Source organism: Pseudooceanicola antarcticus (assembly GCF_900215355.1).
GTDB classification, from domain to species: domain Bacteria; phylum Pseudomonadota; class Alphaproteobacteria; order Rhodobacterales; family Rhodobacteraceae; genus Pseudooceanicola; species Pseudooceanicola antarcticus.
The window spans coordinates 1-24,717 of record NZ_OBEA01000001.1 but is presented as its reverse complement, the minus strand read 5'-3'; the positions used below and the strand labels follow the sequence as shown (position 1 = coordinate 24,717).

Genomic DNA, 24,717 nt, shown 5'->3' with positions numbered 1-24,717 from the left:
GGGGCTAACCCCAGTCCACATCCCCCAGGAAGATATACCCCGCGCCGTAGATCGTCTTGATCAGGCGCGGGTTCTTCGGGTCCTCGCGCAGCTTGGTGCGCAGGCGCGAGATGCGGACGTCCATGGCGCGGTCGAAGGCTTCTCCGGCGCCGCCGCCAAGGACCTCCTGCATCAGCGCGCGCGAGATCAGCCGCTTGGGGCGTTCCAGGAAAAGGCGCAGGACCTCGCTTTCCGCGTGGGAAAAGGGGGTCTCTGCGCCCTCGCTGTCTTCCAGCACGAAACGGTCGAAATGCGCGGTCCAGCCGGCGAAACGGGCCTGGCCGGCGGTGTCGGGGGCCGGGCGGTCACGGCGCAGGCGGGCGCGGATGCGGGCCAGGACCTCTGCGGGGTCGAAGGGCTTGATGATGTAGTCGTCGGCACCCAGCTCCAGCCCGGTGATGCGGTCCTGCACCTGCGCCCGGCCCGAGATGATGATCACCGCCGCGCCCTTCTCGGTGGCCAGACGATGCACCAGGGTCAGACCGTCGCGGTCAGGCAGCGACAGGTCCAGCAGGCAGAGATCCGGCGTCATTCCCGACAGCGCGGCCTCGAACTCGGTTGCCCTGCCGAAGGCGCGGCTGCGGAAGCCGGCCTCTTCCAGCGCGGTCTGCAGGATCGAGCGGATCTCGGGCTCGTCGTCGAGAATGGCGATCAGGGGGCTGGTCATGTCCGATCCTCTTTCGGGGACAATAGGGCGGCGAGATGCCCCTGGTCGAAGGGTTTCTGCAACACCGGCGCGCGGGCGCAGGCGGCACGGTAGAGCGGGTGGTCGGCGCGCAGCGAGGTCATGATGCAGAGTGGCGGCGCCTGCGCGGGCAGGGCGTCGAGCAGGTCGAGCCCGGTGGTGCCCCCGGCAAGCGACAGGTCCGACAGGATCAGCACCAGCTCGGGCAGGTCGCGGGCGATGGCCAGGGCCTCGTCGGCGCTGGCGGCCTCGATAACGGAATAGCCGAGCGCCACCAGCATGTCGCGGACCGAGCGGCGCAGATCGGGGCTGTCCTCGACCAGCAGGGCGAGGCCGGGGGTCAGCGGACGCGGGGCTTCGCGCCAGGGCAGTTGCAGGGTGACACGGGCGCCGTGCGCGTTCTCCAGCCGCATCTGCCCGCCGGCCCGCTGGGTCATGTCGAAGACCATCGACAGGCCGAGGCCGGAGCCCTCGCGCCCCTTGGTGGTGAAGAAGGGCTGCATCGCCTGCTCCAGGGCGCGGTCGGTGAAGCCCGGCCCGGTGTCGGTGACAGTGATCTCGAGCCAGGTGCCTGCCTGGGCGCGGGCGGCAAGGCGGATCTCTCCGGCGGCCTCGCCGATGGCATCGCGGGCGTTGAGCACCAGGTTCAGCAGGCTGTCCTGCAACATGCCGGGATCGAGCCAGAGCCGCTGCGCGCCCACCTCGTCCTCGATCACCAGGGTGACCGCATCGGGCAGGGCCGGGCGGGCGAGGGTGGCGAAGTCGCGCAGGAAGGCGGACCAGACGGTGGCGGCGGGGCGATGGTCGCGGCCGCCGGTCATCGTGGCGATACGGTCCAGCAGGTCGCCACCGCGGCGGGCGGCGGCAGAGGTTGCCGTGACCAGCTCCTGTGCCGCGGCGGGCAGCGCCATCCGGTCGAGGCGCGATTGCAGGCCCAGGATGATCGTCAGCAGGTTCGAGAAGTCATGCGCCATGCCCGAGGTCACCTGCGCCGCCAGTTCGCGCCGCTTGGTCTGCGCCAGCGCGGCGCGGGTCTGGGTCTCTTCGGTGACATCCATCGACATGATGTAGGCCCCGCTCTCGGCAGGGGTCATGGCGGTGCGAATCCGGCGCCCGGTGGCATCGTCGGTGAACTCGAAGGTCCCGGCGCGCCCCGCCAGCGCCGCCTCTAGGTGCGGGCGCACCTTCTGGTAGGCCTGCTGGCCCAGCACATCGGCCATGTGCAGGCCGACGATATGGGCCGGGCGCCCCGGCATGATCCGCGACAGGCGGCGGTTGGAATAGGTATAGATCCGGTCGGGCCCCAGATGCGCGATATGGGCCGGCAGCATCTCGGTCATCAGGCGGATGCGCGCCTCCATCCCGGTGAGCTCGCGCTTGGCCTCCTCCAGCGCCGAGTTGGTGGCCTGCAACTGACGGTTGGTGGCCGCCAGCTCTTCGGCGCGGGTCAGCAGCTGTTCCGACAGCAGCTCTGAGCGGGTCCGCAGAAGCTGTTCCTGCCGGTGGCTGTCGGTGATGTCGGTATAGACGGTGACCCAGCCCCCCTCGGGCAGCGGCGCGCCCTCGACGCTGATCACCCTGCCATTGGGGCGGGTGCGTTCCATGTAGTGTGGCTCGAAGGCCAGGGCCTTCTCGACCCGCAGGCGCACCGCCTCTTCCAGGTCTTCCTGGGGGCCGTATTCCCCCGAGATGCAGAGATGGCGGATCGTGTCCTCGAATCGCGCGCCGGGCTGGGTCAGCTCCAGCGGCAGGTCGAACATCAAGCGGAAGCGTCGGTTGCATTGCACCAGCCGCAGGTCCTGGTCGTAGATCGACAGCGCCTGCTGGATCATGTTCAGCCCGGCCATTGTCATGCGATCCGTACGTGCCTGGTGGCTCGGCATGCGCTGCGTTCTCCCCCCGCTCAGGACTAGCCGGAAACCCGCAACCGAGCCAGCCCCCGGCTTTGCAGTTGCAGCGCGATTTCGCGCTCGCGGCATCCGTAACAATTTGAAAGATTCCGGAAATGATACGGTAAAAGTCGCAGATAATGTTTGACTAGTCAGCGGCGTCCGACGCAATGTAACGGCGCGATGATGACTATCTGACCCGTCTTGAGGAGGACGGTTTTTCCGGTCGGGGAGGGCTGGAAAAGGGGAGGAGAACGTCGTGAGAGACATCTCGCACACAGCGGGCGGGCCGGTCGAAACCGTGCCCGCCCTGCTCGACCGAAATGCAAAGACCTGGCCGGACCGGACCGCCTACCGCGAGAAGGAGTTCGGCATCTGGCAGAGCTGGACCTGGGCCGAGGCTCGGGAAGAGATCCGCGCCCTTGCCCTTGGTCTGCTGAACCTCGGCGTGCAGCCGGGGGATTTCATCGCCATCATCGGGACCAACCGCCCCCATCTCTACTGGGCCATTCCGGCCGCGCAGATGCTGGGTGCCGTACCCGTGCCGCTTTATTCCGACAGTGCCGCCGAAGAGATGGCCTATGTGCTGGACCATTGCGGCGCGCGCTTCGTCGTGGCCGAGGACCAGGAGCAGGTCGACAAGGTGCTTGAGGTCCGCGCCGGGCTGCCGGCGCTGGAGCATGTGCTCTACCTCGACCCGCGCGGCATGCGGAAATACGACCACGCGCATCTGCATGACTTCGCCCATATCCAGGAGCAGGGCCGCGCCGCCCGTGACGAGCTGACGCCCGAGCTGGAGCGCCGCGCCGCGGCCCTGGGTCCCGAGGACATCTGCGTCATGCTCTATACCTCGGGCACCACCGGCAAGCCCAAGGGCGTGGTGCTGTCGCATCGCAACATCGTCGAGACCTCGCGCAATTCCAGCACCTTCGACGACCTGGGGCCGGGCGAGGAGGTGCTTGCCTACCTGCCCATGGCCTGGGTCGGTGACTTCATCTTCTCGATCGGACAGGCCTATTGGTCGGGCTTCTGCGTCAATTGTCCCGAAAGCGCCGAGACCCTCTCGACCGACCTGCGCGAGATCGGACCCAGCTATTACTTTGCCCCGCCGCGGATCTTCGAGACCCAGCTCACCAATGTGATGATCCGCATGGAAGACGCCGGCCGGTTCAAAAAGTGGTTGTTTGACAAGTTCATGGCCCATGCGCGTCGGGTGGGCGGCCGGCTGTTGGATCGGCAGCCGGTGGGGACCGCGGACCGTTTGCTTTACCGGCTGGGCGGCTGGCTGGTCTACGGTCCCCTCAAGGATACCCTCGGCCTTGGCCGGGTCCGCGTGGGCTATACCGCCGGCGAGGCGATCGGCCCCGAGATCTTCGATTTCTACCGCTCGCTTGGGATCAACCTGAAGCAGCTCTATGGCCAGACCGAGGCTTCGGTCTTCATCACCCAGCAACCGGATGGCGAGGTGCGCTCGGATACCGTCGGCGTGGCCTCTCCGGGTGTCGAGCTGAAGATCGACGAGAGCGGAGAGGTCTTCTACCGCAGCCCCGGTGTCTTCCAGCTTTACTACAAGAACCCCGAAAGCACCGCCTCGACCAAGGATGCCGAGGGCTGGGTGGCGACGGGGGATGCGGGCTTCATCGAGGAAGGCACCGGCCACCTGCGGATCATCGACCGGGCCAAGGATGTGGGCAAGATGGCCGATGGCCGCCTCTTCGCGCCCAAGTACGTTGAAAACAAGCTGAAATTCTTCCCCGCGATTCTCGAAGCCGTGGTCTTCGGCGACGGGCGGGAGACCTGTGCGGCCTTCATCAACATCGACCTGACGGCGGTCGGCAACTGGGCCGAACGCAACAACATCGCCTATTCCAGCTATCAGGAGCTGGCGGGCCACCCCCAGGTGCTGGAGACGATCCGGTCTCATGTCGAAGAGGTGAACCGCTCGGTCGCCGCCGACGAAATGCTCTCGGGCTGCCAGATCCACCGCTTCCTGGTGCTGCACAAGGAACTGGACGCCGATGACGGCGAGATGACCCGCACCCGCAAGGTGCGCCGCAAGATCGTGGCCGAGAAATACGCCGACCTGATCGCCGCGCTCTACGACGGCTCAAAGCAGGTCTCGACCCGCACCGAGGTGACCTACGAGGACGGCCGCAAGGGCCATATCTCGGCGACGCTCACGCTTTGCGATGCGGCGGTGGTGGCGCAGGGCGCGGAAAGGGTGGCAGCGGAATGAGTGTTGCGGAACAGATGGTTACGGATCAGCCGGGCGAAGGCTGGGTGACCGAGGACGGGCGCCGGATCGGTGGCGTGATGATGGAGATGCGCAACATCACCCTGCGCTTCGGCGGGGTGGAGGCGATCAAGGATATCTCCTTCGATATCCGCCAGGGCGAGATCCGTGCGATCATCGGGCCCAATGGCGCGGGCAAGTCCTCGATGCTCAACGTGATCAGCGGCTTCTACAATCCGCAGGAGGGCGAGGTCTGGTATCACGGCAACCGGCGGCCCCGGATGCGCCCCTACGAGGTGGCGCGGCAGGGGGTGGCGCGGACCTTCCAGAACATCGCGCTCTTCGAGGGGATGACGGTGCTGGACAACGTCATGACCGGACGCCTTAACCACATGAAATCCGGCATTTTTCGGCAGGCCCTGTGGTTCGGGCGCGCCGAGCGGGAAGAGATCGAGAACCGCGAGAAAGTCGAGCAGATCATCGACTTCCTCGAGATCCAGAGTATCCGCAAGACCCCCGTGGCGCGGCTGCCCTATGGGCTGAAGAAGCGTGTCGAGCTGGCCCGTGCGCTGGCCGCCGAGCCGTCGCTGCTGCTGCTGGACGAGCCCATGGCGGGCATGAACGTCGAGGAGAAGGAGGACATGTCGCGCTTCATCCTTGATGTGAATGACGAATTCGGCACCACCATCGCCCTGATCGAGCATGACATGGGCGTGGTGATGGACCTGAGCGACCGGGTGGTCGTGATGGACTACGGGCGCAAGATCGGGGACGGGACGCCGGAGGAGGTGCGCTCGAACCAGGATGTGATCGACGCCTACCTGGGGGTGGCCCATGAGTGAAATCCGTCCCGAAAACACCCGTCGGTGGCCTGTCTGCAACGCGTCGGTATCACGTCGGTATTGCGTCGGTGCCGGGCGCGCGGTGGCGCAGCCCCTCGTTAACCCCCTGACCGGAGGTGCTGACCATGCCTGACCAGCTTCTATTCGCCATGGAGGTCTTCCTGAACGGGCTGATGGCCGGGGTGCTCTACGCGCTCGTGGCGCTTGGCTTCGTGCTGATTTTCAAGGCCTCGGGGATCTTCAACTATGCGCAGGGGGTCATGGCGCTGTTTGCGGCGCTGACCCTGGTGGGGATCATGGAAGGGCAGGTGCCCTTCAGCCACCTGATCAACGCGGTCTTCGGCACCGAGGTGCATCACTTCGGCTGGCACCTGCCGGCCCTGGCGGCGATCCTGCTGACCGGCGTGGTGATGATCGTGCTGGCCTGGGTGGTGAACCGGCTGATCTTCCGCCACCTGGTGGGGCAGGAGCCGATCATCCTGTTCATGGCCACCATTGGCCTCGCCTATTTCATGGAAGGTCTGGGTGACCTGATGTGGGGCGCGGATATCAAGAAGCTGGACGTGGGTCTGCCGCAGGGCATCAACCTGTGGATCGACGAAACCACCTTCGAGGCCTTCGGCTATGGCTTCTTCATCGACAATCTCGACCTCTGGGCCACCGGCATCGCGGCGGCGCTGGTCGTGGCCCTGACCATCTTCAGCCAGTACTCGAAACAGGGCCGCGCCCTGCGCGCGGTGGCCGATGACCACCAGGCGGCGCTTTCGGTGGGCATCAGCCTGAACTTCATCTGGGTGCTGGTCTGGTCCATCGCGGGCTTCGTGGCGCTGGTGGCGGGGATCATGTGGGGCACCAAGTCGGGGGTGCAGTTCTCTCTTTCGCTCATCGCTCTGAAAGCCCTGCCGGTTCTTATGCTGGGCGGGTTCACCTCGATTCCCGGTGCGATCGTCGGCGGGCTGATCATCGGGGTGGGCGAGAAGCTGTTTGAATTTGCCATCGGTCCGCTGGTCGGCGGGGCAACCGAGAACTGGTTCGCCTATGTCCTGGCGCTGCTCTTCCTGGTGTTCCGGCCTCAGGGCTTGTTCGGCGAGCGGATTATCGAGAGAGTGTAAAGACCCCGGTGGGCGGCTGCGCGACTTTGTCGCGACACCCGCCCGCCCGGGGCCCCCGGTTGAGGAGCCGGGGTCCAATGGAGGAGAAAGACATGAAAGACATCAAGGGCATCCGCCTTTCCGCCATGCTGGTCGTCTGGGCCTGCTACTGGGGCTTCGTCTTCTGGGCCGCCAAGGCCGAGGTCGCCGCCGGACACCATGTGCTGGTCAATGCCGTGATCATCGCCATCGGCCTGCTGGGCGCCTGGCTGACCTATATCGTCGCCTGCCGCCGTATCGGCTGGGCACGCGGCGACGACAGCGCGGAGGGCAAGGCATGAAGGCGCTGGCGATCCTGAACGTGCTCAGCTGGGCCAGCTTCTGGTGCTTCGGCCTGATCGCGGTCTTTGCCGATCTCTCGGGGAGCGAGCAGCTGGCGGCGGCGCTCCTGTCGGGGGCGGGTTTCCTGGGCGGCATGCTGGCCCACCTGGGGCTGTGCAACCGCATCGGGCCCCGCCAGCGCATCGCCCCACAGAGCGAGGTCTGAGACATGCTTTACCGCGAGGCCGGAGATTTCAAGACAAGCTACAGGGAAGACAACCAGAGCTTCCCGATCCGCTTCGACCGGATCGCGGTTCAGGTGGCGCTGGTGCTGGCGCTGCTGGTGGTGCCCTTCGTGATCAACGATTACTGGGCCAACGCGGTGGCGCTGCCCTTCCTGATCTATGCCATTGCCGCCATCGGGCTGAACATCCTGGTGGGCTATTGCGGCCAGGTCAGCCTGGGCACCGGCGGTTTCATGGCCGTGGGCGCCTATGCGACCTACAAGCTGATGACCGCCTTCCCCGAGGTCTCGATCATCGTGCACGTCCTGCTGGCGGGTGGGATCACCGCCGGGGTGGGCGTGCTCTTCGGCCTGCCGTCCCTGCGGATCAAGGGTTTCTACCTGGCCGTGGCGACGCTGGCGGCGCAGTTCTTCCTGGTCTGGCTGTTCAACCGGGTGCCCTGGTTCTACAACAATTCGGCCTCGGGCCAGATCAGCGCGCCGGAACGCGGCGTGCTGGGCCAGGCGGTGACCGGCCCCAATGCCGAGGCCTGGGTGACCTATCTCTTCTGCCTGCTCTTCCTGCTTTTCTGCGCCCTGGTGGCGCGGAACCTGACGCGGGGCACGCTGGGGCGCAGCTGGATGGCGATCCGCGACATGGATATCGCCGCCGAGATCATCGGGGTGAACCCGCTGAAGGCCAAGCTGACCGCCTTTGCCGTGAGCTCGTTCTTCATCGGCATCTCGGGGTCGCTGTTCTTCGCGGTCTATCTCGGTGCGGTCGAGGTGGGCGAGGCCTTCGGCATCAACAAGAGCTTCCTGGTGCTCTTCATGATCATCATCGGCGGGCTGGGCCGGATCGCCGGCAGCCTGATGGGCGCGGCCTTCCTGGTGCTGCTGCCGGTGCTCTTGAAGAACCTGCTGGTCGGCGGCTTCGGCTGGCCCACGGACCTGGCGGCACATCTTGAATTCATGATCGTCGGCGGGCTGATCGTCACCTTCCTGGTGGCCGAGCCGCACGGGCTGGCGCAGCTCTGGCGCGTCGGGAAAGAGAAACTCAGACTTTGGCCCTTCCCCCACTAGGGAGGGACCACGCGGCAGGGAAGAGGAGCCCGGCCGCCCGCAGGACCCGATAGGGCCCTGCATCCGGGGAAGAGGAGCCCCGGCACGGACCGTCCAAACCCAAGGGAGGAGATAAGGATGGCGACGAACAGACTGAAGGCCGCGGGCGCGGCCCTGGTATCGGCTTGCCTGCTGGCAGGCCCCGCCGCGGCGGATCTGGTGTTCCCGGATCTGAGCTATCGCACCGGCCCCTATGCGGCCAACGGTATTCCGTTCTCGGACGGCTACCAGGATTACATGACGCTGCTGAACGAACGTGACGGCGGTATCGGCGGCGTGGCGATCGAGGTGCTGGAATGCGAAACCGGCTACAACACCGAGAAGGGCGTGGAGTGCTACGAGGCCACCAAGGGCGAAGGCGCGCTGCTGTACCAGCCGCTGTCGACCGGCATCACCTACCAGCTGATTCCCAAGGCCACCGCTGACGGCATCCCGGTGCATTCGATGGGCTATGGCCGGACCTCGGCCAAGAACGGCGAGGTCTTCCGCTGGGTCTTCAACTATCCCGCCAACTACTGGGATGGCGCCAGCCATGCGATCAACCACATCCTGGCCGAGAACGATGGCGACATCTCGGGCAAGAAGATCGCGCTGGTCTATCACAACTCCGCCTACGGCAAGGAGCCGATCCGTACCCTGGAAGAGCTGTCGGCCAAGCATGGCTACGAGCTGATGCTGCTGCCCGTGGATCACCCCGGCCAGGAGCAGAAGAGCCAGTGGCTGCAGATCCGCCGTCAGAAGCCTGACAACGTGATCATGTGGGGCTGGGGCGTGATGAACCAGGTCGCCATCCAGGAAGCCGTCAACATCCGCTATCCGATGGAGAACTTCATCGGCATCTGGTGGTCGGGCTCGGAAAATGACGTGCTGCCCGCCGGGGATGGCGCCGATGGCTACAAGGCGCTGACCTTCCACAACCTGGGCGACGACTACCCGGTCTATGACGATCTGCAGAGCTACGTCGTCGACGCGGGCAAGGCGGCGGGTGCCGGCGATCAGCTGGGCACGGCGCTTTACAACCGCGGCATGTACGCGGCGATGCTGGCCACAGAGGCCGCCCGTACGGCGCAGGAGATCCACGGAACCGCCGACATCACCCCCGCGATGATGCGCGACGGCATGGAGGCGCTGGAGATGACCGAAGAGAAGATGGCCGGTCTCGGCCTGCCGAACTTCGGTCCGACCTTCTCGGTCACCTGCTCGAACCACGGCGGTGACGGGCTGGGCGCCGTGGCGCAGTGGGATGCGGGCGCCAAGGAATGGTCGCTGATCAGTGACTATGGCCCCGCCGACGAAGAGGTTCTGCGGCCGCTGATCATCGCCGACAGCACCGCCTTCGCCGAAGAGAACGGCATCACGCCGGGCTGCAACTGAGCCTGCGCCGGTCCCCGGATCTTCGGGGGCCGGCATCCGCCACGGGCGGAGAGTTTGAGTATTCCTGGCCGTCGAAAGAGAGGGGCCCATGCTGGACAGTGCATCGCAGAAAAGCGCCGTGACCGCCGAGACCCTTCTGGAGGTCAACAATATCGAGGTGATCTACAACCACGTGATCCTCGTGCTGAAGGGGGTCAGCCTTTCCGTGCCCAAGGGCGGCATCACCGCGCTGCTGGGCGGCAACGGGGCGGGCAAGACCACCACGCTGAAAGCCATCTCGAACCTGCTGCACAGCGAGCGCGGCGAGGTCACCAAGGGCTCGATCCTCTATCGCGGAAGCCGCATCCAGGACCTGGACCCGGCCAGCCTGGTCAAGTCAGGCGTCATCCAGGTGATGGAGGGCCGCCACTGCTTCGAGCATCTGACGGTGGAAGAGAACCTGCTGACCGGCGCCTATACGCGCTCGGGCAAGGGCCAGATCGAGGCCGATCTGGAGCTGGTCTACAGCTACTTCCCCCGCCTCAAGGTGCGGCGCAAGAGCCAGGCGGGCTATACCTCGGGCGGCGAGCAGCAGATGATCGCCATCGGTCGCGCACTGATGTCGCGCCCCGAGATGATCCTGCTGGACGAGCCCAGCATGGGCCTTGCGCCGCAGCTGGTGGAAGAGATCTTCGGCATCGTCAAAAGCCTGAACGAAGAGCAGGGGGCGACCTTCCTGCTCGCCGAGCAGAACACCAACGTGGCCCTGCGCTTTGCCCATTACGGCTACATCCTGGAATCGGGGCGCGTGGTGATGGACGGCGCAGCCGCCGCCCTGCGCGAGAACCCCGACGTGAAGGAATTCTACCTGGGCATGTCCGAGGAAGGCCGGAAGTCCTTCCGCGACGTGCGGTCCTACCGGCGCCGCAAGCGCTGGCTCAGCTGAGATCTTGAGGGAGGAAGAGATGTCCAGCCATGCCCGCTCCAGTCACTTCGACGCGCTGGAGACCCGCAGTCCCGACGAACGCGAAGCCGCCATCGCCCGGCAGTTGCCCCGGCAGATCGCCGCGGCCGCTGCGCTGCCCGGCTATGCCCGGACCCTGGGCCAGGTGGAGCCGGAGCAGGTGCGCTCGCTGGCCGATCTGGCGGCGCTACCGGTGCTGCGCAAGAGCGACCTGGTGGCCCTGCAGCGCCCCGGCACGCCGCTTGGCGGGCTCTCGGCGCTGCCACCGCAGAGCTACGCCCACCTGTTCCAGAGCCCCGGCCCGATCTACGAGCCGGGTGGGGCGGGCCATGACTGGTGGCGCATGGGGCGCTTCCTGCATGCGGCGGGAATCGGGCGCGGCGACGTGGTGCAGAATTGTTTCTCGTACCACCTGACGCCCGCCGGTATGATCTTCGAGAACGGCGCCCGTACCGTCGGCGCCTCGGTGCTGCCCGCCGGCACCGGGCAGACCGAGCTGCAGGCGCGTGCGGCCCATGATCTTGGCGTCACCGCCTATGCCGGCACACCGGATTACCTGAAGGTGATCCTGGATCGCGCCGAGGCCGATGGGCTGGAGTTGCAGATCACCAGGGCGGCGGTCGGGGGCGGGGCGCTTTTCCCCAGCCTGCGCGCCGAATACGCCGAACGCGGCATCGCCTGCCTGCAATGCTATGCCACCGCCGACCTGGGCAATATCGCCTACGAGAGCGCGGCGATGGAGGGAATGATCATAGACGAGGGTGTCCTGGTCGAGATCGTCACCCCCGGCACCGGCACCCCGGTGGCACCGGGCGAGGTGGGCGAGGTGGTGGTGACCACGCTGAACCCCGACTATCCGCTGATCCGATTCGCCACCGGCGATCTCTCGGCGCTGATGCCGGGCACCAGCCCCTGCGGGCGCACCAACCTGCGCATCAAGGGCTGGATGGGTCGGGCCGACCAGACCACCAAGATCAAGGGCATGTTCGTGCGCCCCGAACAGGTCGCCAGCTTCGTGGCGCGCCACGACGAGATCACCCGCGCCCGCGTCGTCGCGCTGCGCGAGGGCGAGGCCGACCGGATGCTGGTGCAGGTGGAGAGCCCCGGCGGCGATGCCGAGGGCTATGGCCGCTCTGTCAGCGAGGTGATGAAGCTGAAGGCCGAGATCGAGGTCGTCGCACCGGGCAGCCTGCCCAACGACGGGCTGGTGATCGAGGATCGGCGCAAGTACGACTGACGCCCGCATCCGGGCCCGGCGTCTGCGGGGCCCGGTGGACGGGGGCGGGGGGCCGCTCGTCTGGGGGAAAAGCTGCGGGCAAAGAAAAAGGGCCGCGAAACGCGACCCTTGATCTGGTAAGCTCGGGTGCTTCGATTAGCCCTGACGGGCTTTGAAGCGACGCTGCGTCTTGTTGATAACATAGACGCGGCCCTTGCGGCGCACGACGCGGCAATCGCGGTGGCGCTGCTTCAGCGAGCGGAGCGAGTTACGAACTTTCATGTTCATCTCCTCATGTCGCGGCGCGGCAAGCGCCAGTTTCGTGCTGGGAACGGGACGCTGAGGTCCCGAACCCGGTGAATTAGATGGTGGGCGATACAAGGATCGAACTTGTGACCCCTTCGATGTCAACGAAGTGCTCTACCGCTGAGCTAATCGCCCACTGGCTTGGAATTCCTTGCTTCTTTCGCTTCAAGACATCCCCGAAGGTGCCGTCCTGAGACTAAAGAAGCGCGGATAACCGCGCCGGTTCGCGTCCTATAAAAGGAGTCGTCGGGGGGATCAAGGGGCTTTTGGCAATCCTTTTTTGCGCTACACTCGATTGCGGTTCCGGTGGAGACAGCATGACGAGCAGCGCCTTCGATATTTATCGGCCTGAAACGCTTGGTACGAGCGTGGTTTTCGCCTCTCCGCATTCCGGCTGCGATTACCCCGATGACCTGATGCGCCGTACGCAGCTTGATGAAATGCAGATCCGATCCTCGGAAGATGCCTTTATCGACAGGCTTTTCGCCTCGGTGCCCGAGCTGGGCGCGCCTCTGCTGTGCGCCCGTATGCCCCGTGCCTACGTGGATCTCAACCGCGCCGCGGATGAGCTTGACCCGGCGGTGATCGAAGGGGTGCGCCGTCGCGGCCACAACCCCCGCGTGGCCTCCGGCCTGGGGGTGATTCCCCGCGTCGTTGCCGGTGGGCGTCCGATCTACCAGGGGAAACTGCCGCTGCCCGAGGCGGAAGCCCGGCTGGAACGTGTCTGGCACCCCTATCACACCGCCCTGCGCGGCTTGCTGGCCGAATCGCACCGCGCCTTCGGCGAGGCGATTCTCGTTGATTGCCACTCCATGCCGCATGAGGCGCTTGATTCGGTGCGCCGCAATTCGCCGCGCCGCCCCGACGTGGTGATCGGAGATCGCTTCGGCGCCTCGGCGGAAGGCCAGCTGGTGGACCGGATCGAAGAGGCCTTCAGCCGTGCCGGTCTCTCGGTGATCCGCAACGCGCCTTTCGCGGGCGCCTATGTGACCCAGCACTACGGCCGCCCCGCGCGCCGCCAGCATGCGGTGCAGGTCGAGATCGACCGGTCGCTCTACATGGACGAAGCCCGCATCGAGCCGCGCGCCGACTTCGGCGACTTCGCGGCGCTGATCCGGGGCGTCGTGGGCGAGATCGCCGCCATCGGACGGACCGGCCTGCCCCTGGCGGCAGAATGAGGCTGCCCCTGCGGGGCGATGCCTCCGGCGGGAGTATTTCCAGCCTGGTGATGCAGCGGGACATTGCCCGGAAAGGCTCTCTCCTTCTCCATTGAGAGCGTCCAAGCCCTTCGGTCAGACGTAGGCCGCCCTGAAGGGCGCAACCTGCCTCATCACCAGGCTGGAAATACTCTGGGGGGAGCGCAGCGGGGGGCAAGGCCCCCCTCCGGGCTTTCGGCTAGCGCAGGGCCCGGCCCTTGCGGATCGCGTCCTTGCCGAACCTCTCGCGGATACGGTCCGAGGCGCGCTCGGCGGCGGAGCGGCGGTGCGCATCCGGGTCCAGCAGATCGCCCGACAGATCCGCGCCGCCCGCCGGGCCGAGGTCGGTGACGCCGACGCCGATCAGCCGGAAGGGGCCGCGATCCTCGAGCTTGTCGAAAAGCCCGCGCGCCTCGCGGTAGATGCGGTCGGCCAGCTGGCTGGGCTCGCGCAGCGAGAGCCGTCGGGTCAGGGTCGAGTGATCCGCCCGCTTCAGCTTCAGCACGACGGTGCGCCCGGCGATCTCCTTTGCCTTCAGCCTGTCCGAGACCTTCTCGGACAGGCGCCAGAGATGACCGTCCAGCAGCTCGGGGTCGGCGGTGTCCTCGAAGAAGGTGGTCTCGTTCGAGACCGATTTCATCGGCGCATGGGCCGAGACCCGGCGATGGTCCTGACCGCGCGACAGGTGGTAGAGCCGCGTCCCCATGGAGCCGAAGCGGGCCACCAGGTCCGTCTGTTCCCACCTGCGCAGGTCGGCGAAGGTATGGATGCCGGCCCGGTCCAGCGAGGCCTGGCCCGCGGCACCCACCCCCCAGATCATGCTGACGGGCTTCGGGGCCAGGAAGTCCATCGTCTCGGCGGCGCCGATCACCGCGAAGCCATGCGGCTTGTCGAGATCCGAAGCGATCTTGGCCAGGAACTTGTTGTGGCTGAGACCGACCGAGCCGGTCAGCCCCAGCTCGTCGCGCATCCGCCGGATGAGCCCGGCCAGCAGCAGCGCCGGGGGTTTGCCGTGCAGCCGGGCGGTGCCGGTCAGATCGAGGAAGGCCTCGTCCAGCGACAGGGGTTCGATGGCGGGGGTCAGCTCTTCCATCATGGCGCGGATGGCGCGGGAGGCTTCCACGTAGCGTTCCATCCGGGGGCGGATCACCACCGCCTCGGGGCAGAGCTTCAGCGCCTGGAACATCGGCATGGCCGAGCGCACGCCGCGGATGCGGGCCACGTAGCAGGCGGTCGAGACCACGCCGCGCCGCCCGCCGCCGATGATCACCGGCTTGCCCGCCAGCGAGGGGTCGTCGCGTTTTTCGACCGAGGCATAGAAGGCGTCGCAATCCATATGGGCAATCGACAGCGACATCAGCTCGGCGTGGGCCACGCAGCGCGGAGAGCGACAGGCCGGGCAGCGCAGAGCGCCCGCCGGATCGGCGGTGAAGGCGGTCAGGCAGTCGCGGCAGAGGGCGTCCATGGCATTATCCGATGGCCTGATTGGGCTTCGATGATATACCCGCCCCATGGCGAACGAAACAGGAATCCCCGCAGGGGCAAGGGACCGGCGGCGCGTCTTCGACGGCGCCAAGGCGGCGCTTTTCCTCGGGGCGCAGATCGCGGTGCTGCAGCGCGACGATATCCCGACGATCCCCTTTCCCGGCCTCTGGGACATGCCCGGCGGCGGCCGCGATCCGGGGGAATCGCCGCTGGAATGCGTGATCCGCGAGGCCCGCGAGGAGCTCTCGCTCGCGCTTTCGCCCGAGGATTTCCACTACGCCCGCCCCTACCTGGAGAAGACAGGCCTGGAGGTCTGGTATTTCGCCGCCCGCCTCGCGCCGGAGCGCGTCCCGGAGATCCGGTTGGGGGACGAGGGGCAGGGCTGGGCGCTGATGACGCCCGAGGCCTACCTGGCACATCCGCTGCGGATACCGCCCCTCGCGGGGCGGCTCGCGGATTACCTGCGCAGGCAGGGCTGAGGTTTCAGCGGTTCGGGTGCGCGGCCTGGGGCGAGCGCAGCTCGGCCACCACGGAGCGGGCGGCGGCGCGGGGGTCCTCGGCGCGCCAGATCGGGCGACCGACCACCACGTGATCGGCCCCGGCAGCGACGGCGGCGGCAGGGGTGGCGATACGCTTCTGGTCATCGCTCTCGGCACCGGCGGGGCGGACACCGGGCGTGACGATCAGGCGACCGTCGGCATTGGGCAGGGCCCGGATGGCTGCGGCTTCGTTCGGAGAGCAGATGATGCCATCGGCACCGGCCTCGAAGGCGCGGGCGGCGCGCTCGACCACGATCTCGGAGACATCGCCGGGCTGGATCAGCCCGTCATCGAGATCGCCACGTTCCAGCGAGGTCAGGATGGTGACGGCGAGGATTTGCAGATCCTTGCCCGAGGCGCCCTGCTTGGCGGCGCGCACCACGTGGGGGTCGCCATGCACGGTCAGGAAGTCGAGGTCGAACTGGGCAATGCCCTTCACCGCGTTCTCGACCGTCTGGCCGATGTCGAAGAGCTTCATGTCCAGGAAGATACGCTTGCCGTGTTCCTGCTTCAGCTCGTTGGCCAGCGCCATGCCGCCCCCCGTGAGCATGCCGAGTCCGATCTTGTAGAAAGAGACAGCGTCGCCGATCTCTTCGGCCAGCTTCAGCCCCGAGAGGGCATCGGGCACGTCGAGGGCGACGATCAGGCGGTCATCTGCGGGCGATTGGGAGTTGGGCATCGGGCGGGCTTCAGGCATGAGGTCTCTCCGGATTTTCGACCTCTTCCGCCTTTTGGCCCTTCAGGTCAAGGCGCAACCGGGGCGCAACCGGGCTCTGGGCCTGGGCGCAGCCCGGTCACCTTGCGGCGCATGCCGGGGGTGGTGCCGGCCCAGGGCCGGCTAGGGGCCGACGCTGGGCCGCTCAGGCGGCGCGGCCCAGGATGCGTTCCCAGAGCGCCGAGGTGGCCTGTTGCACCCGCAGCGGCAGGTGTTCGAGCATGGCCTCTTCGCGGCGGGCGCGCAGGGTCTCCGTGCCACGGGCGTGGCGGCGGCAGGCCAGTTCCGAAAGCGCGCGGGTCACGGCGTCATATTCCATGTCCAGCGGCGCGCGGAGCGAGATGGGGTAGGTGAAGACCTCGCCGGCGTCATGCAGCATGACGGCGGCCTCGAAGGCCCGTTCGGCGGGGTTGTAGCGAACCCGTGCGATACGGGTCAGGTAGTCAGGAGCGGCGTTCCGGGTCATGGGGACCTCCTTCCCGGCTGGTTGCGCTGTCTTGGGGAATAAACCGCTGGCCCCGGCTCCGGGTTCCGGTTTTCGCTCGGAAGCGGCTTGAACCCGCCGATGCGGCCCCCCATCTCATTATCGTGAGGTCCCGAAGCGGCCATGCCTCGAAGAGGGTGGCCAAAGATGGGGACGCTTCGAGAAAAGGAGAAATGCCATGGACTTGTCGAAGTTCACGGAGAGGTCGCGCGGTTTCATCCAGGCGGCCCAGACGATTGCCATCCGGGAAGGCCACCAGCGCCTGGTTCCCGACCATATCCTGAAAGCCCTGCTGGATGACGAGGAAGGCCTGGCGGCCAACCTGATCCGCAAGGCAGGCGGAGAGCCGCAAGCGGTGACCCAGGCCTGTGACCTGGCGCTCGGCAAGATCCCCGAAGTCAGCGGCGATACCGGCCAGATCTACATGGATACCGCCACGGTCAAGGTTCTGACCGAGGCCGAGAAGGTGGCCAAGCAGGCCCGCGACAGCTTCGTTCCGGTGGAACGGCTGCTGACCGCGCTCGCGCTGGTGAAATCCGGTGCCAAGACCGCGCTGGAGGCCGGCGGCGTGTCTGCACAGAAGCTGAACGCCGCGATCAACGAGATCCGCAAGGGGCGCACCGCCGATACCGCCAGCGCCGAGGATACCTTCGAGGCGCTTGAGAAATACGCCCGCGATCTGACCGCCGCCGCCGAAGAGGGCAAGATCGACCCGATCATCGGCCGCGATGACGAGATCCGCCGCGCCATGCAGGTGCTGTCCCGCCGGACCAAGAACAACCCGGTGCTGATCGGTGAGCCCGGTACGGGCAAGACCGCCATCGCGGAAGGTCTGGCCCTGCGCATCATCAACGGCGACGTGCCCGAGAGCCTGAAGAACAAGCGTCTTCTGGCGCTGGACATGGGCGCGCTGATCGCCGGTGCGAAATATCGTGGCGAGTTCGAGGAGCGGCTGAAGTCCATCCTGTCCGAGATCGAGACCGCTGCGGGGGAGATCATCCTCTTCATCGACGAGATGCATACCCTGGTCGGCGCCGGCAAGACCGATGGCGCCATGGATGCGGCCAACCTGATCAAGCCCGCGCTGGCGCGCGGCGAGCTGCATTGCATCGGTGCCACGACGCTGGACGAATACCGCAAGTACGTCGAGAAGGACGCGGCTCTGGCCCGTCGTTTCCAGCCGGTGATGGTGGCCGAGCCCTCGGTCGAGGACACGATTTCGATCCTGCGCGGCATCAAGGAGAAGTACGAGCTGCACCACGGGGTGCGGATCTCGGACAGCGCCCTTGTCGCGGCGGCGACCCTGTCGAACCGCTACATCACCGACCGCTTCCTGCCCGACAAGGCCATCGACCTTGTGGACGAGGCCGCAAGCCGTCTGCGTATGGAAGTGGACAGCAAACCCGAGGAGCTGGATCAGCTCGACCGCCAGATCCTGCAGATGCAGATCGAGGCCGAGGCGCTGAAGAAGGAAGACGACGCCGCTTCGGTGGACCGGCTCGAGACGCTCGAGAAGGAACTGGGCGACCTGCAGGAGAAGGCCGACGCGATGACCGCCCGCTGGCAGGCGGAGCGTGACAAGCTGGCCGGTGCGCGTGAGCTGAAGGAACAGCTGGACCGCGCCCGCGCCGATCTGGACATCGCCAAGCGCCAGGGCGACCTCGGGAAGGCCGGAGAGCTGGCCTATGGCATCATCCCGCAGCTTGAAAAGCAGCTGGGCGAGGCCGAGGCGGCCGAGGCCGAAGGCGGCGTCATGGTCGAAGAGGCCGTGCGGCCCGAGCAGATTGCCCAGGTCGTGGAGCGCTGGACCGGCATCCCGACGGCGAAGATGCTGGAGGGCGAGCGCGAGAAGCTGCTGCGCATGGAAGATGGTCTGCACAAGCGGGTCATCGGCCAGAACGCCGCTGTCCGCGCCGTGGCCAACGCGGTGCGCCGGGCGCGTGCCGGGCTGAACGACGAGGGGCGGCCCCTGGGCAGCTTCCTGTTCCTCGGCCCGACCGGCGTCGGCAAGACCGAGCTGACCAAGGCCGTGGCCGAGTTCCTTTTCGACGACGACAACGCCATGGTGCGGATCGACATGTCGGAGTTCATGGAGAAGCACTCGGTCGCCCGTCTGATCGGCGCCCCTCCGGGCTATGTCGGTTATGACGAGGGCGGCGTGCTGACCGAGGCCGTGCGCCGGCGCCCTTACCAGGTGGTGCTCTTCGACGAGGTCGAGAAGGCGCATCCGGATGTCTTCAACGTGCTGTTGCAGGTGCTGGACGATGGTGTGCTGACCGATGGCCAGGGCCGCAGGGTCGATTTCAAGCAGACGCTGATCGTGCTGACCTCGAACCTTGGTGCCCAGGCGCTGAGCCAGCTGCCGGATGGCGGCGATGCCTCCGAGGCCAAGCGCAACGTGATGGACGCGGTGCGGGCGCACTTCCGCCCCGAGTTCCTCAACCGTCTGGACGAGATCATCGTCTTCGACCGCCTGGGCCGCGCCGACATGGGCGGGATCGTCGAGATCCAGCTGGGGCGCCTCGAGAAGCGCCTGGCCGGTCGCAAGATCCGGCTGGAGCTGGACGAGGAGGCCCGCAAGTGGCTGGCCGAAGAGGGCTACGACCCGGTCTTCGGGGCGCGTCCGCTGAAGCGGGTGATCCAGCGCGCCCTGCAGGACCCGCTGGCCGAGGCGATCCTCGGCGGCGAGATCCGCGACGGCCAGGTGGTGCCGGTGACCGCGGGGCCGGAAGGCCTGGTGATCGGCGACCGGCTTGGCACTTCGGGGCGCGATGCGCCGGAGGAAGCCACGCTGCACTGAGCGAGGTCGTATATAGTAGAGAGGGGCGGTCCTGCGGGGCCGCCCTTTTCGTGTCGGGACGGTGGATTGGCTGCCCGCTGATGGATGCCCCCTGATGGCTGCCCTCCCACCTCTGAAGGGAGAGCCCGCCGCGCGCCCCGGCCGTAGGGGGGCAACCCGCCTTCCCGCCCGGTGCCTGGGGGCGATCTGTCGCGGGGCGCTTCCCGCCGATCTGCGCTTTGCTCGCGTCAGTATGAGGAGAGAGCCATGGTCGCCATTGCCGATGTCCCGCTGGTCGCCCCCCGTGGTGCGCTGAACTACCTGGATCACCGCAGCCGTGCCCTGCCGAAGGGCACCGCGCCGCTGACCGCGCTGGAGGTCTGGACCGCAATGATGGCGAAGCCGCTGCCGGGCATGGCCCCGGCCTTCCGTCTTCGCGATGCGATCTCGGCCTGCTTCGGGGTCAGGCGGATCGGCGGTTTCAGCGGCGCCCGCGTGGACCAGGTCGCGGCGGGAGATCACCTGGACTTCTTCCTGGTGGAAGAAGTGCGCCCCGATCTGCTGGTGCTGACCGAGCGCGACAGGCACCTGGACGTGATGACCTGCCTCTCGCTGGAGCCGGGGGCCGGGACGGGGCCGGTCGTGACCGTCACCTCTTCCGTCCGGGTGCACAATGTCTTTGGCCGTCTCTACATGCTGCCGGTCGGCCTGGCGCATCGGGTCATCGTGGTGCTGATGCTGCGCCGGCTGCCTCAGGCGCTGGCGGCGAGGGACCGGGCCGCCTGACGGAAGACCGTCAGGTCCTCGAAGGGCAGGGGGGTGTCGGGCAGGAAGACCCTTCCGCCGCCGTCGCGGATCGCGCCATCCACCATCAGGTTGTCGGTCAGGCCGAAGGGCTCGATGGAATAGCCGTCCGGGGTGGTGGGGCGGCGCTCTCCGGGAATCGTGCCGTAGGTCTCGGCGATGCGGGCGCCGAAGGGGCGCGGGTCGGTGGAATAGCCGACCAGCCGGTGCCCGAGCGCCACCATGAAGCCCAGCTCCACCGCGGTGCCGACATCCATCGAGGGGCCGTGGAAGGGCGTCAGGTTGACCAGCGCCGCCATGCAGGAGCGAGCCAGGCGGAAGTCCTTCTCGGCGATCGCCAGCCCGTGCTCGGCGGGGCTGCGGCCTTCGGGCGGGACGAACTCGTCCAGCGGGAAGACGGGGGCCAGCCCCAGCTCGCGGCAGATCTGCTTCTTCTTTTCTCCGAGCGCCAGGGCTTCGGGGTGGAAGACATCGGGGCCGGCCAGGTAAACGCGCATCTTGAGGTCCTTTTTCGCCCTTCCTGCCGCGCCGCGGGGGGCGGGGCAAGGGGGGGCTCTGCCCCCCGTCTCCTGCGGAGCCTCCCCCCGGAGTATTTCCAGCCTGGTGATGCGCATTCGGGTCTGCGCATCAGTCAGGCGGCCGGAGATCGTCTGGCCCACGGTGGCCGGGGGAGGGGGTGCGGCCCTCGCATGGCAGAGAACCGGGGCGAGACCGCGAAGGGTGGGTTGCGGCTGGCTGGCAGCTTCGCCAAGGTGCAGGCAGCAGCTCTGGCAGGAGAGAAGACCCCAATGGATTTCATCGCGCCCATCGTCGAATGGCTTGTCTTCATCTTCGTCATGGCCATCGGCCTTGGCATGCTGGCCGTGCTGGTGATGTTCCTTCTGGACCTGAGCCAGCGCGAGGACGCCATCCGGCGCAATTACCCGGTGATCGGGCGCTTCCGGGGGGTCTTCACCAAGCTGGGCGAGTTCTTCCGCCAGTATTTCTTCGCCATGGACCGCGAGGAGTTGCCCTTCAACCGGGCGCAGCGCGACTGGGTCTATCACTCGGCCAAGGGCAAGGGGAACACGCTGGCCTTCGGCTCGACCCGGAACCTGTCGATCCCCGGCACGCCGATCTTCGTCAACGCGGTCTTCCCGCCGCTGGATGACCAGTTCGCCGCCACCAAGCCGATGGTCATCGGCCCCCATGCGCGCCATCCCTACAATGCGCCCTCGATCTTCAATATCTCGGGCATGTCCTATGGTGCCCTGTCGCGCCCGGCGGTCGAGGCCCTGTCGATGGGGGCGAAGGAGGCCGGCATCTGGCTGAACACCGGCGAGGGCGGCATGTCGCCCTATCACCTGGAGGGGGACGCGGACCTGGTCTATCAGATCGGCACCGCCAAGTTCGGCGTCCGCGACCATGACGGCAACCTCAGCGAGGAGAAGTTGCGCGCCGTGGCGGCCAAGCCCCAGGTGAAGATGTTCGAGCTGAAGCTGGCGCAGGGCGCCAAGCCCGGCAAGGGCGGCATCCTGCCCGCCGCCAAGGTCGATGAAGAGGTCGCCTCCATTCGCGGCGTGCCCATGGGCAAGCCCGCGATCAGCCCGAACCGTCACCGCGAGATCGACGACTTCGGCGACCTGCTGGACATGATCGCGCATCTCCGCGATGTCACCGGCAAGCCCGTCGGTTTCAAGACGGTGATCGGCTCGTCCGATGCCTACGAGGAGCTCTTCGAGATGATCCTCGCCCGCGGCCCCGAGAGCGCGCCCGATTTCATCACCATCGACGGCGGAGAGGGTGGCACCGGCGCGGCGCCGATGCCGCTGATGGACCTGGTCGGCATGCCCCTGCGCGAGGCGCTGCTGCGCATCGTCGACATGCGCGACCGCTTCGGCCTGAAGGACCGTATCCGCATCATCGCCTCGGGCAAGCTGGTGAACCCGGCGGACGTGGCCTTTGCCATCTGCGCCGGCGCCGACTTCGTCACCTCGGCGCGGGGCTTCATGTTCTCGATGGGCTGCATCCAGGCGCTGAAGTGCAACAAGAACACCTGTCCCACGGGCATCACCACCCATGACCCGCACCTGCAGCGCGGGCTGGTGGTGCAGAAGAAGTACAAGGGTGTCGCCAATTACGCCCGCTCGGTGGTCAGCGAGGTCGAGATGATCGCCCATTCCGTGGGCGTCGCCGAGCCGCGCCAGATGCGCCGGCGCCACGTGCGGCTGGTGCAGGCGGATGGCAATTCGGTGGTGCTGCGCAAGCTGCGCCCCTCGACGGAGCCCCGCGCGGAGGTGCCCGAGGCGAGCCGGACCAACGAGGCGCCGGTTTCGGCCCCCGACAGCTGAGGCCGACAGCTGAGGCCGAGGCCTGTTCTGGGGGCTGTTTGGGGGCCTGATCGGGCCCCCGGAACCGGCGCAATTGTTACAGCCCCATGGCGCAGGTGTGACCAGGCATCATTTTGCCGAAACCACATGCCTTGCTATCTCGTGTCTCAGGGGAAGCCGAAAGGAGGCACGCCATGAGACGGAACTGGAACGGCAAACTGACAGAGAAGGACGTGACGCCCGAGTCCGTCTACCTGAACCGCCGCAACCTGATCGCGGGCGCCGGTGTCGCCGGCCTCGGGCTGGCCGGCCTGGGGCTGGGCTCGATGGGCGGCAGCCCGGCCGAAGCCGCGCCGCAGGGCCTGAAGCCGAACAGCTTCGAGGACATCACCAATTACAACAACTACTACGAGTTCGGCACCGGCAAGGAAGACCCGGCCCGCTATGCCGACGCGCTGACGCTGGCGCCCTGGTCGGTGACCATCGACGGCATGGTCGACAAGCCCGGCACCTACGGGCTGGAAGACATCCTGAAGGGCAAGCAGATCGAAGAGCGCATCTACCGCCTGCGCTGCGTCGAGGCCTGGTCCATGGTCATCCCCTGGAACGGCTTCGAGCTGGCCTCGCTGCTGAAGGAGGTGGGCGTGCAATCCGGTGCCAAGTACGTGGCCTTCGAGACCGCCCTGCGCCCCGACGAGATGCGCGGCGTCTCGCGCCGCGTGCTCGACTGGCCCTACCGCGAAGGCCTGCGCCTTGACGAGGCCATGCATCCGCTGACCCTCCTGGCGACCGGCGTCTATGGCCGCGACCTGCTGGGCCAGAACGGTGCGCCGCTGCGGCTGGTGGTGCCGTGGAAGTACGGCTTCAAGTCGATCAAGTCGATCGTCCGCATCACGGTGCAGAAAGAGCAGCCCTTCACCAGCTGGAAGGATGCCAACCACCGCGAGTACGGCTTCTATTCCAACGTGAACCCCGAGGTCAGCCACCCGCGCTGGTCCCAGGCCACGGAACGGGTGATCGGCGGCGGGCTGCGCTCGCGCCGCGAGACGGACATGTTCAACGGCTATGGTGAAGAGGTGGCCCATCTCTACAAGGGCCTCGACCTCAAGGCGAACTACTGATGTCGGTGATTGCCCTTCCCACCCAGGTGCAGCGCTCGATCGCGGACCCGGTGAACCGGGTGCTGCGCAAGCTGCCGGCATGGCCTCTCTACATACTGGGCGCGCTGCCGCCGGCCTGGCTTTACTGGGCCGCGCTGAATGACCGGCTGGGCGTCGATCCGGTGAAGGAGATGGAGCACCAGATGGGGCTCTGGGGTCTCTGGCTGATCATCGCCACGCTGACGGTGACGCCGCTGCGCACGGTGACCGGGATTTCCCTGCTGAAGTTCCGCCGGGCCCTCGGGCTGCTGACCTTCTTCTATATCACCCTGCATATGCTGGTGTGGATGTATTACGACGTGCAGTTTCTCAGCCAGGTCTGGGCCGACATCGTGAAACGTCCCTATATCACCATCGGCATGGCGGGCCTGCTGCTGATGGTGCCGCTGGCGCTGACCTCCAACACCTGGTCGATCCGCAAGCTGGGGCGTCGCTGGCGCCAGCTGCACAAGCTGGTCTACGCGGTGGCGATCCTGGGGGCGCTGCACTTCGTCATCCTGGTGAAAGGCTTCCAGCTGGAGCCCATTCTCTACATGGCCGCGATTCTGGTGCTGCTGGCCCTGCGATTCCCGATTCTGGCCAAGAAGAGACGCTGATCCGCGTCTATTTCGGGCAAATCACCCCGAAAAGGGCCCTGGAAAGCGGCGGAGCTTACCCGATTACGAATCCGAGTCTCCTGAAAACTTGCGATTCACCCTCCAGGCCCCCTTTCGGGGCCTGGATTTCTGCCGGGATGCGGGGAATCTTGCCGAGTTAAGCCTATGTATTTGCTCGCTTAATCGCTTCTATGCAAAAAATGTGACGGGTTGCGGGATTTTCCCCTTGCGGGTTTGGGTCACTAACCGTAGAACCCCCTTCACCGGCGGCGCTGAGGCGCACCGGGGCGCCACGGAGGCGGACGGAACGGAGGGCGGCGGAGCTGCTTGAAGGACCTGAAGCTGAGGTGGTGATAGAAATTCAGA

General features: G+C 66.8%; 23 protein-coding genes and 1 tRNA gene. 16 read left to right on the top strand and 8 right to left on the bottom strand.

Annotation, left to right across the window (positions count from 1 at the left end):
• Positions 1-4: 4 nt before the first annotated feature.
• Complete coding sequence (locus tag CRO50_RS00120) at positions 5-706, bottom strand: response regulator transcription factor (RefSeq protein ID WP_097143850.1); 702 nt, start codon at positions 704-706, stop codon at positions 5-7.
• Positions 703-2,607: a PAS-domain containing protein gene (locus CRO50_RS00115; protein WP_232617790.1), complete on the bottom strand. Its 1,905-nt coding sequence runs from the start codon at positions 2,605-2,607 to the stop codon at positions 703-705. Before CRO50_RS00115 ends, CRO50_RS00120 begins: the two co-directional genes overlap by 4 nt.
• 274 nt (positions 2,608-2,881) lie before the next feature.
• Between CRO50_RS00115 and CRO50_RS00110 the strand changes: the two genes are divergently transcribed.
• The 9 genes from CRO50_RS00110 (at position 2,882) to CRO50_RS00070 (ending at position 11,999) form a co-directional block, all read left to right on the top strand.
• The gene (locus tag CRO50_RS00110) at positions 2,882-4,849 is read left to right on the top strand and encodes an AMP-binding protein (RefSeq protein ID WP_097144654.1); all 1,968 of its coding nucleotides are present in this window, start codon (positions 2,882-2,884) and stop codon (positions 4,847-4,849) included.
• Positions 4,846-5,688, top strand: a complete 843-nt coding sequence (locus tag CRO50_RS00105) for an ABC transporter ATP-binding protein (protein WP_179747175.1) — start codon at positions 4,846-4,848, stop codon at positions 5,686-5,688. Before CRO50_RS00110 ends, CRO50_RS00105 begins: the two co-directional genes overlap by 4 nt.
• Positions 5,689-5,813: 125 nt before the next feature.
• Positions 5,814-6,800, top strand: coding sequence for a branched-chain amino acid ABC transporter permease (locus CRO50_RS00100; protein WP_097143847.1), 987 nt, complete (start codon positions 5,814-5,816; stop codon positions 6,798-6,800).
• Positions 6,801-6,892: 92 nt separating this feature from the next.
• Positions 6,893-7,120, top strand: a complete 228-nt coding sequence (locus tag CRO50_RS00095) for a hypothetical protein (protein WP_143516828.1) — start codon at positions 6,893-6,895, stop codon at positions 7,118-7,120.
• A complete protein-coding gene (locus CRO50_RS00090) occupies positions 7,117-7,326 on the top strand; it encodes a hypothetical protein (RefSeq protein ID WP_097143845.1) in 210 nt (69 codons plus the stop codon). Before CRO50_RS00095 ends, CRO50_RS00090 begins: the two co-directional genes overlap by 4 nt.
• 3 nt (positions 7,327-7,329) lie before the next feature.
• Entirely contained in the window at positions 7,330-8,406 is a 1,077-nt protein-coding gene (locus CRO50_RS00085) for a branched-chain amino acid ABC transporter permease (RefSeq protein WP_097143844.1), read from the top strand.
• Positions 8,407-8,523: 117 nt separating this feature from the next.
• Positions 8,524-9,819, top strand: a complete 1,296-nt coding sequence (locus CRO50_RS00080; RefSeq protein WP_097143843.1) for an ABC transporter substrate-binding protein — start codon at positions 8,524-8,526, stop codon at positions 9,817-9,819.
• A gap of 88 nt (positions 9,820-9,907) precedes the next feature.
• A complete protein-coding gene (locus CRO50_RS00075) occupies positions 9,908-10,744 on the top strand; it encodes an ABC transporter ATP-binding protein (protein ID WP_097143842.1) in 837 nt (278 codons plus the stop codon).
• Between the two features lie 19 nt (positions 10,745-10,763).
• A complete protein-coding gene (locus tag CRO50_RS00070) occupies positions 10,764-11,999 on the top strand; it encodes a phenylacetate--CoA ligase family protein (RefSeq protein ID WP_097143841.1) in 1,236 nt (411 codons plus the stop codon).
• Positions 12,000-12,134: 135 nt separating this feature from the next.
• On the opposite strand, the gene ykgO is transcribed toward CRO50_RS00070, so the two are convergent.
• Positions 12,135-12,260, bottom strand: coding sequence for a type B 50S ribosomal protein L36 (ykgO, locus tag CRO50_RS00065; protein WP_010141322.1), 126 nt, complete (start codon positions 12,258-12,260; stop codon positions 12,135-12,137).
• An 84-nt stretch (positions 12,261-12,344) separates the two neighbouring features.
• A tRNA-Val gene (locus CRO50_RS00060) sits at positions 12,345-12,419 on the bottom strand.
• A gap of 182 nt (positions 12,420-12,601) precedes the next feature.
• Here CRO50_RS00060 and CRO50_RS00055 point away from each other — a divergent pair.
• Positions 12,602-13,462: an N-formylglutamate amidohydrolase gene (locus CRO50_RS00055; RefSeq protein ID WP_097143840.1), complete on the top strand. Its 861-nt coding sequence runs from the start codon at positions 12,602-12,604 to the stop codon at positions 13,460-13,462.
• A 217-nt stretch (positions 13,463-13,679) separates the two neighbouring features.
• On the opposite strand, the gene CRO50_RS00050 is transcribed toward CRO50_RS00055, so the two are convergent.
• Positions 13,680-14,945, bottom strand: coding sequence for a DNA polymerase IV (locus CRO50_RS00050; protein WP_097143839.1), 1,266 nt, complete (start codon positions 14,943-14,945; stop codon positions 13,680-13,682).
• Between the two features lie 46 nt (positions 14,946-14,991).
• Between CRO50_RS00050 and CRO50_RS00045 the strand changes: the two genes are divergently transcribed.
• Entirely contained in the window at positions 14,992-15,444 is a 453-nt protein-coding gene (locus CRO50_RS00045) for an NUDIX domain-containing protein (RefSeq protein ID WP_097143838.1), read from the top strand.
• Positions 15,445-15,448: 4 nt separating this feature from the next.
• Here CRO50_RS00045 and pyrF read toward each other — a convergent pair whose 3' ends face one another.
• Both pyrF and CRO50_RS00035 read right to left on the bottom strand, forming a co-directional pair.
• Complete coding sequence (pyrF, locus tag CRO50_RS00040; protein ID WP_232617791.1) at positions 15,449-16,201, bottom strand: orotidine-5'-phosphate decarboxylase; 753 nt, start codon at positions 16,199-16,201, stop codon at positions 15,449-15,451.
• A gap of 163 nt (positions 16,202-16,364) precedes the next feature.
• Positions 16,365-16,685, bottom strand: a complete 321-nt coding sequence (locus CRO50_RS00035) for a hypothetical protein (protein WP_097143837.1) — start codon at positions 16,683-16,685, stop codon at positions 16,365-16,367.
• A 196-nt stretch (positions 16,686-16,881) separates the two neighbouring features.
• On the opposite strand from CRO50_RS00035, the gene clpB reads away from it, so the two are divergent.
• Both clpB and CRO50_RS00025 read left to right on the top strand, forming a co-directional pair.
• The gene (gene clpB, locus CRO50_RS00030; RefSeq protein WP_097143836.1) at positions 16,882-19,503 is read left to right on the top strand and encodes an ATP-dependent chaperone ClpB; all 2,622 of its coding nucleotides are present in this window, start codon (positions 16,882-16,884) and stop codon (positions 19,501-19,503) included.
• Positions 19,504-19,749: 246 nt separating this feature from the next.
• On the top strand, positions 19,750-20,268 hold the full coding sequence (locus tag CRO50_RS00025) for a DUF2867 domain-containing protein (protein ID WP_097143835.1): 519 nt from the start codon (positions 19,750-19,752) through the stop codon (positions 20,266-20,268).
• Here CRO50_RS00025 and CRO50_RS00020 read toward each other — a convergent pair.
• Entirely contained in the window at positions 20,235-20,783 is a 549-nt protein-coding gene (locus CRO50_RS00020; RefSeq protein WP_157791757.1) for a nucleoside 2-deoxyribosyltransferase, read from the bottom strand. The genes CRO50_RS00025 and CRO50_RS00020 overlap by 34 nt on opposite strands.
• A 339-nt stretch (positions 20,784-21,122) precedes the next feature.
• Between CRO50_RS00020 and CRO50_RS00015 the strand changes: the two genes are divergently transcribed.
• The 3 genes from CRO50_RS00015 (at position 21,123) to msrQ (ending at position 24,351) form a co-directional block, all read left to right on the top strand.
• The gene (locus tag CRO50_RS00015; protein WP_416061095.1) at positions 21,123-22,616 is read left to right on the top strand and encodes an FMN-binding glutamate synthase family protein; all 1,494 of its coding nucleotides are present in this window, start codon (positions 21,123-21,125) and stop codon (positions 22,614-22,616) included.
• Between the two features lie 173 nt (positions 22,617-22,789).
• Positions 22,790-23,716 (top strand): protein-methionine-sulfoxide reductase catalytic subunit MsrP, encoded by a 927-nt coding sequence (gene msrP, locus CRO50_RS00010; protein WP_097143832.1) that lies wholly within the window; start codon positions 22,790-22,792, stop codon positions 23,714-23,716.
• Complete coding sequence (msrQ, locus tag CRO50_RS00005) at positions 23,716-24,351, top strand: protein-methionine-sulfoxide reductase heme-binding subunit MsrQ (protein ID WP_097143831.1); 636 nt, start codon at positions 23,716-23,718, stop codon at positions 24,349-24,351. Before msrP ends, msrQ begins: the two co-directional genes overlap by 1 nt.
• Positions 24,352-24,717 lie beyond the last annotated feature (366 nt).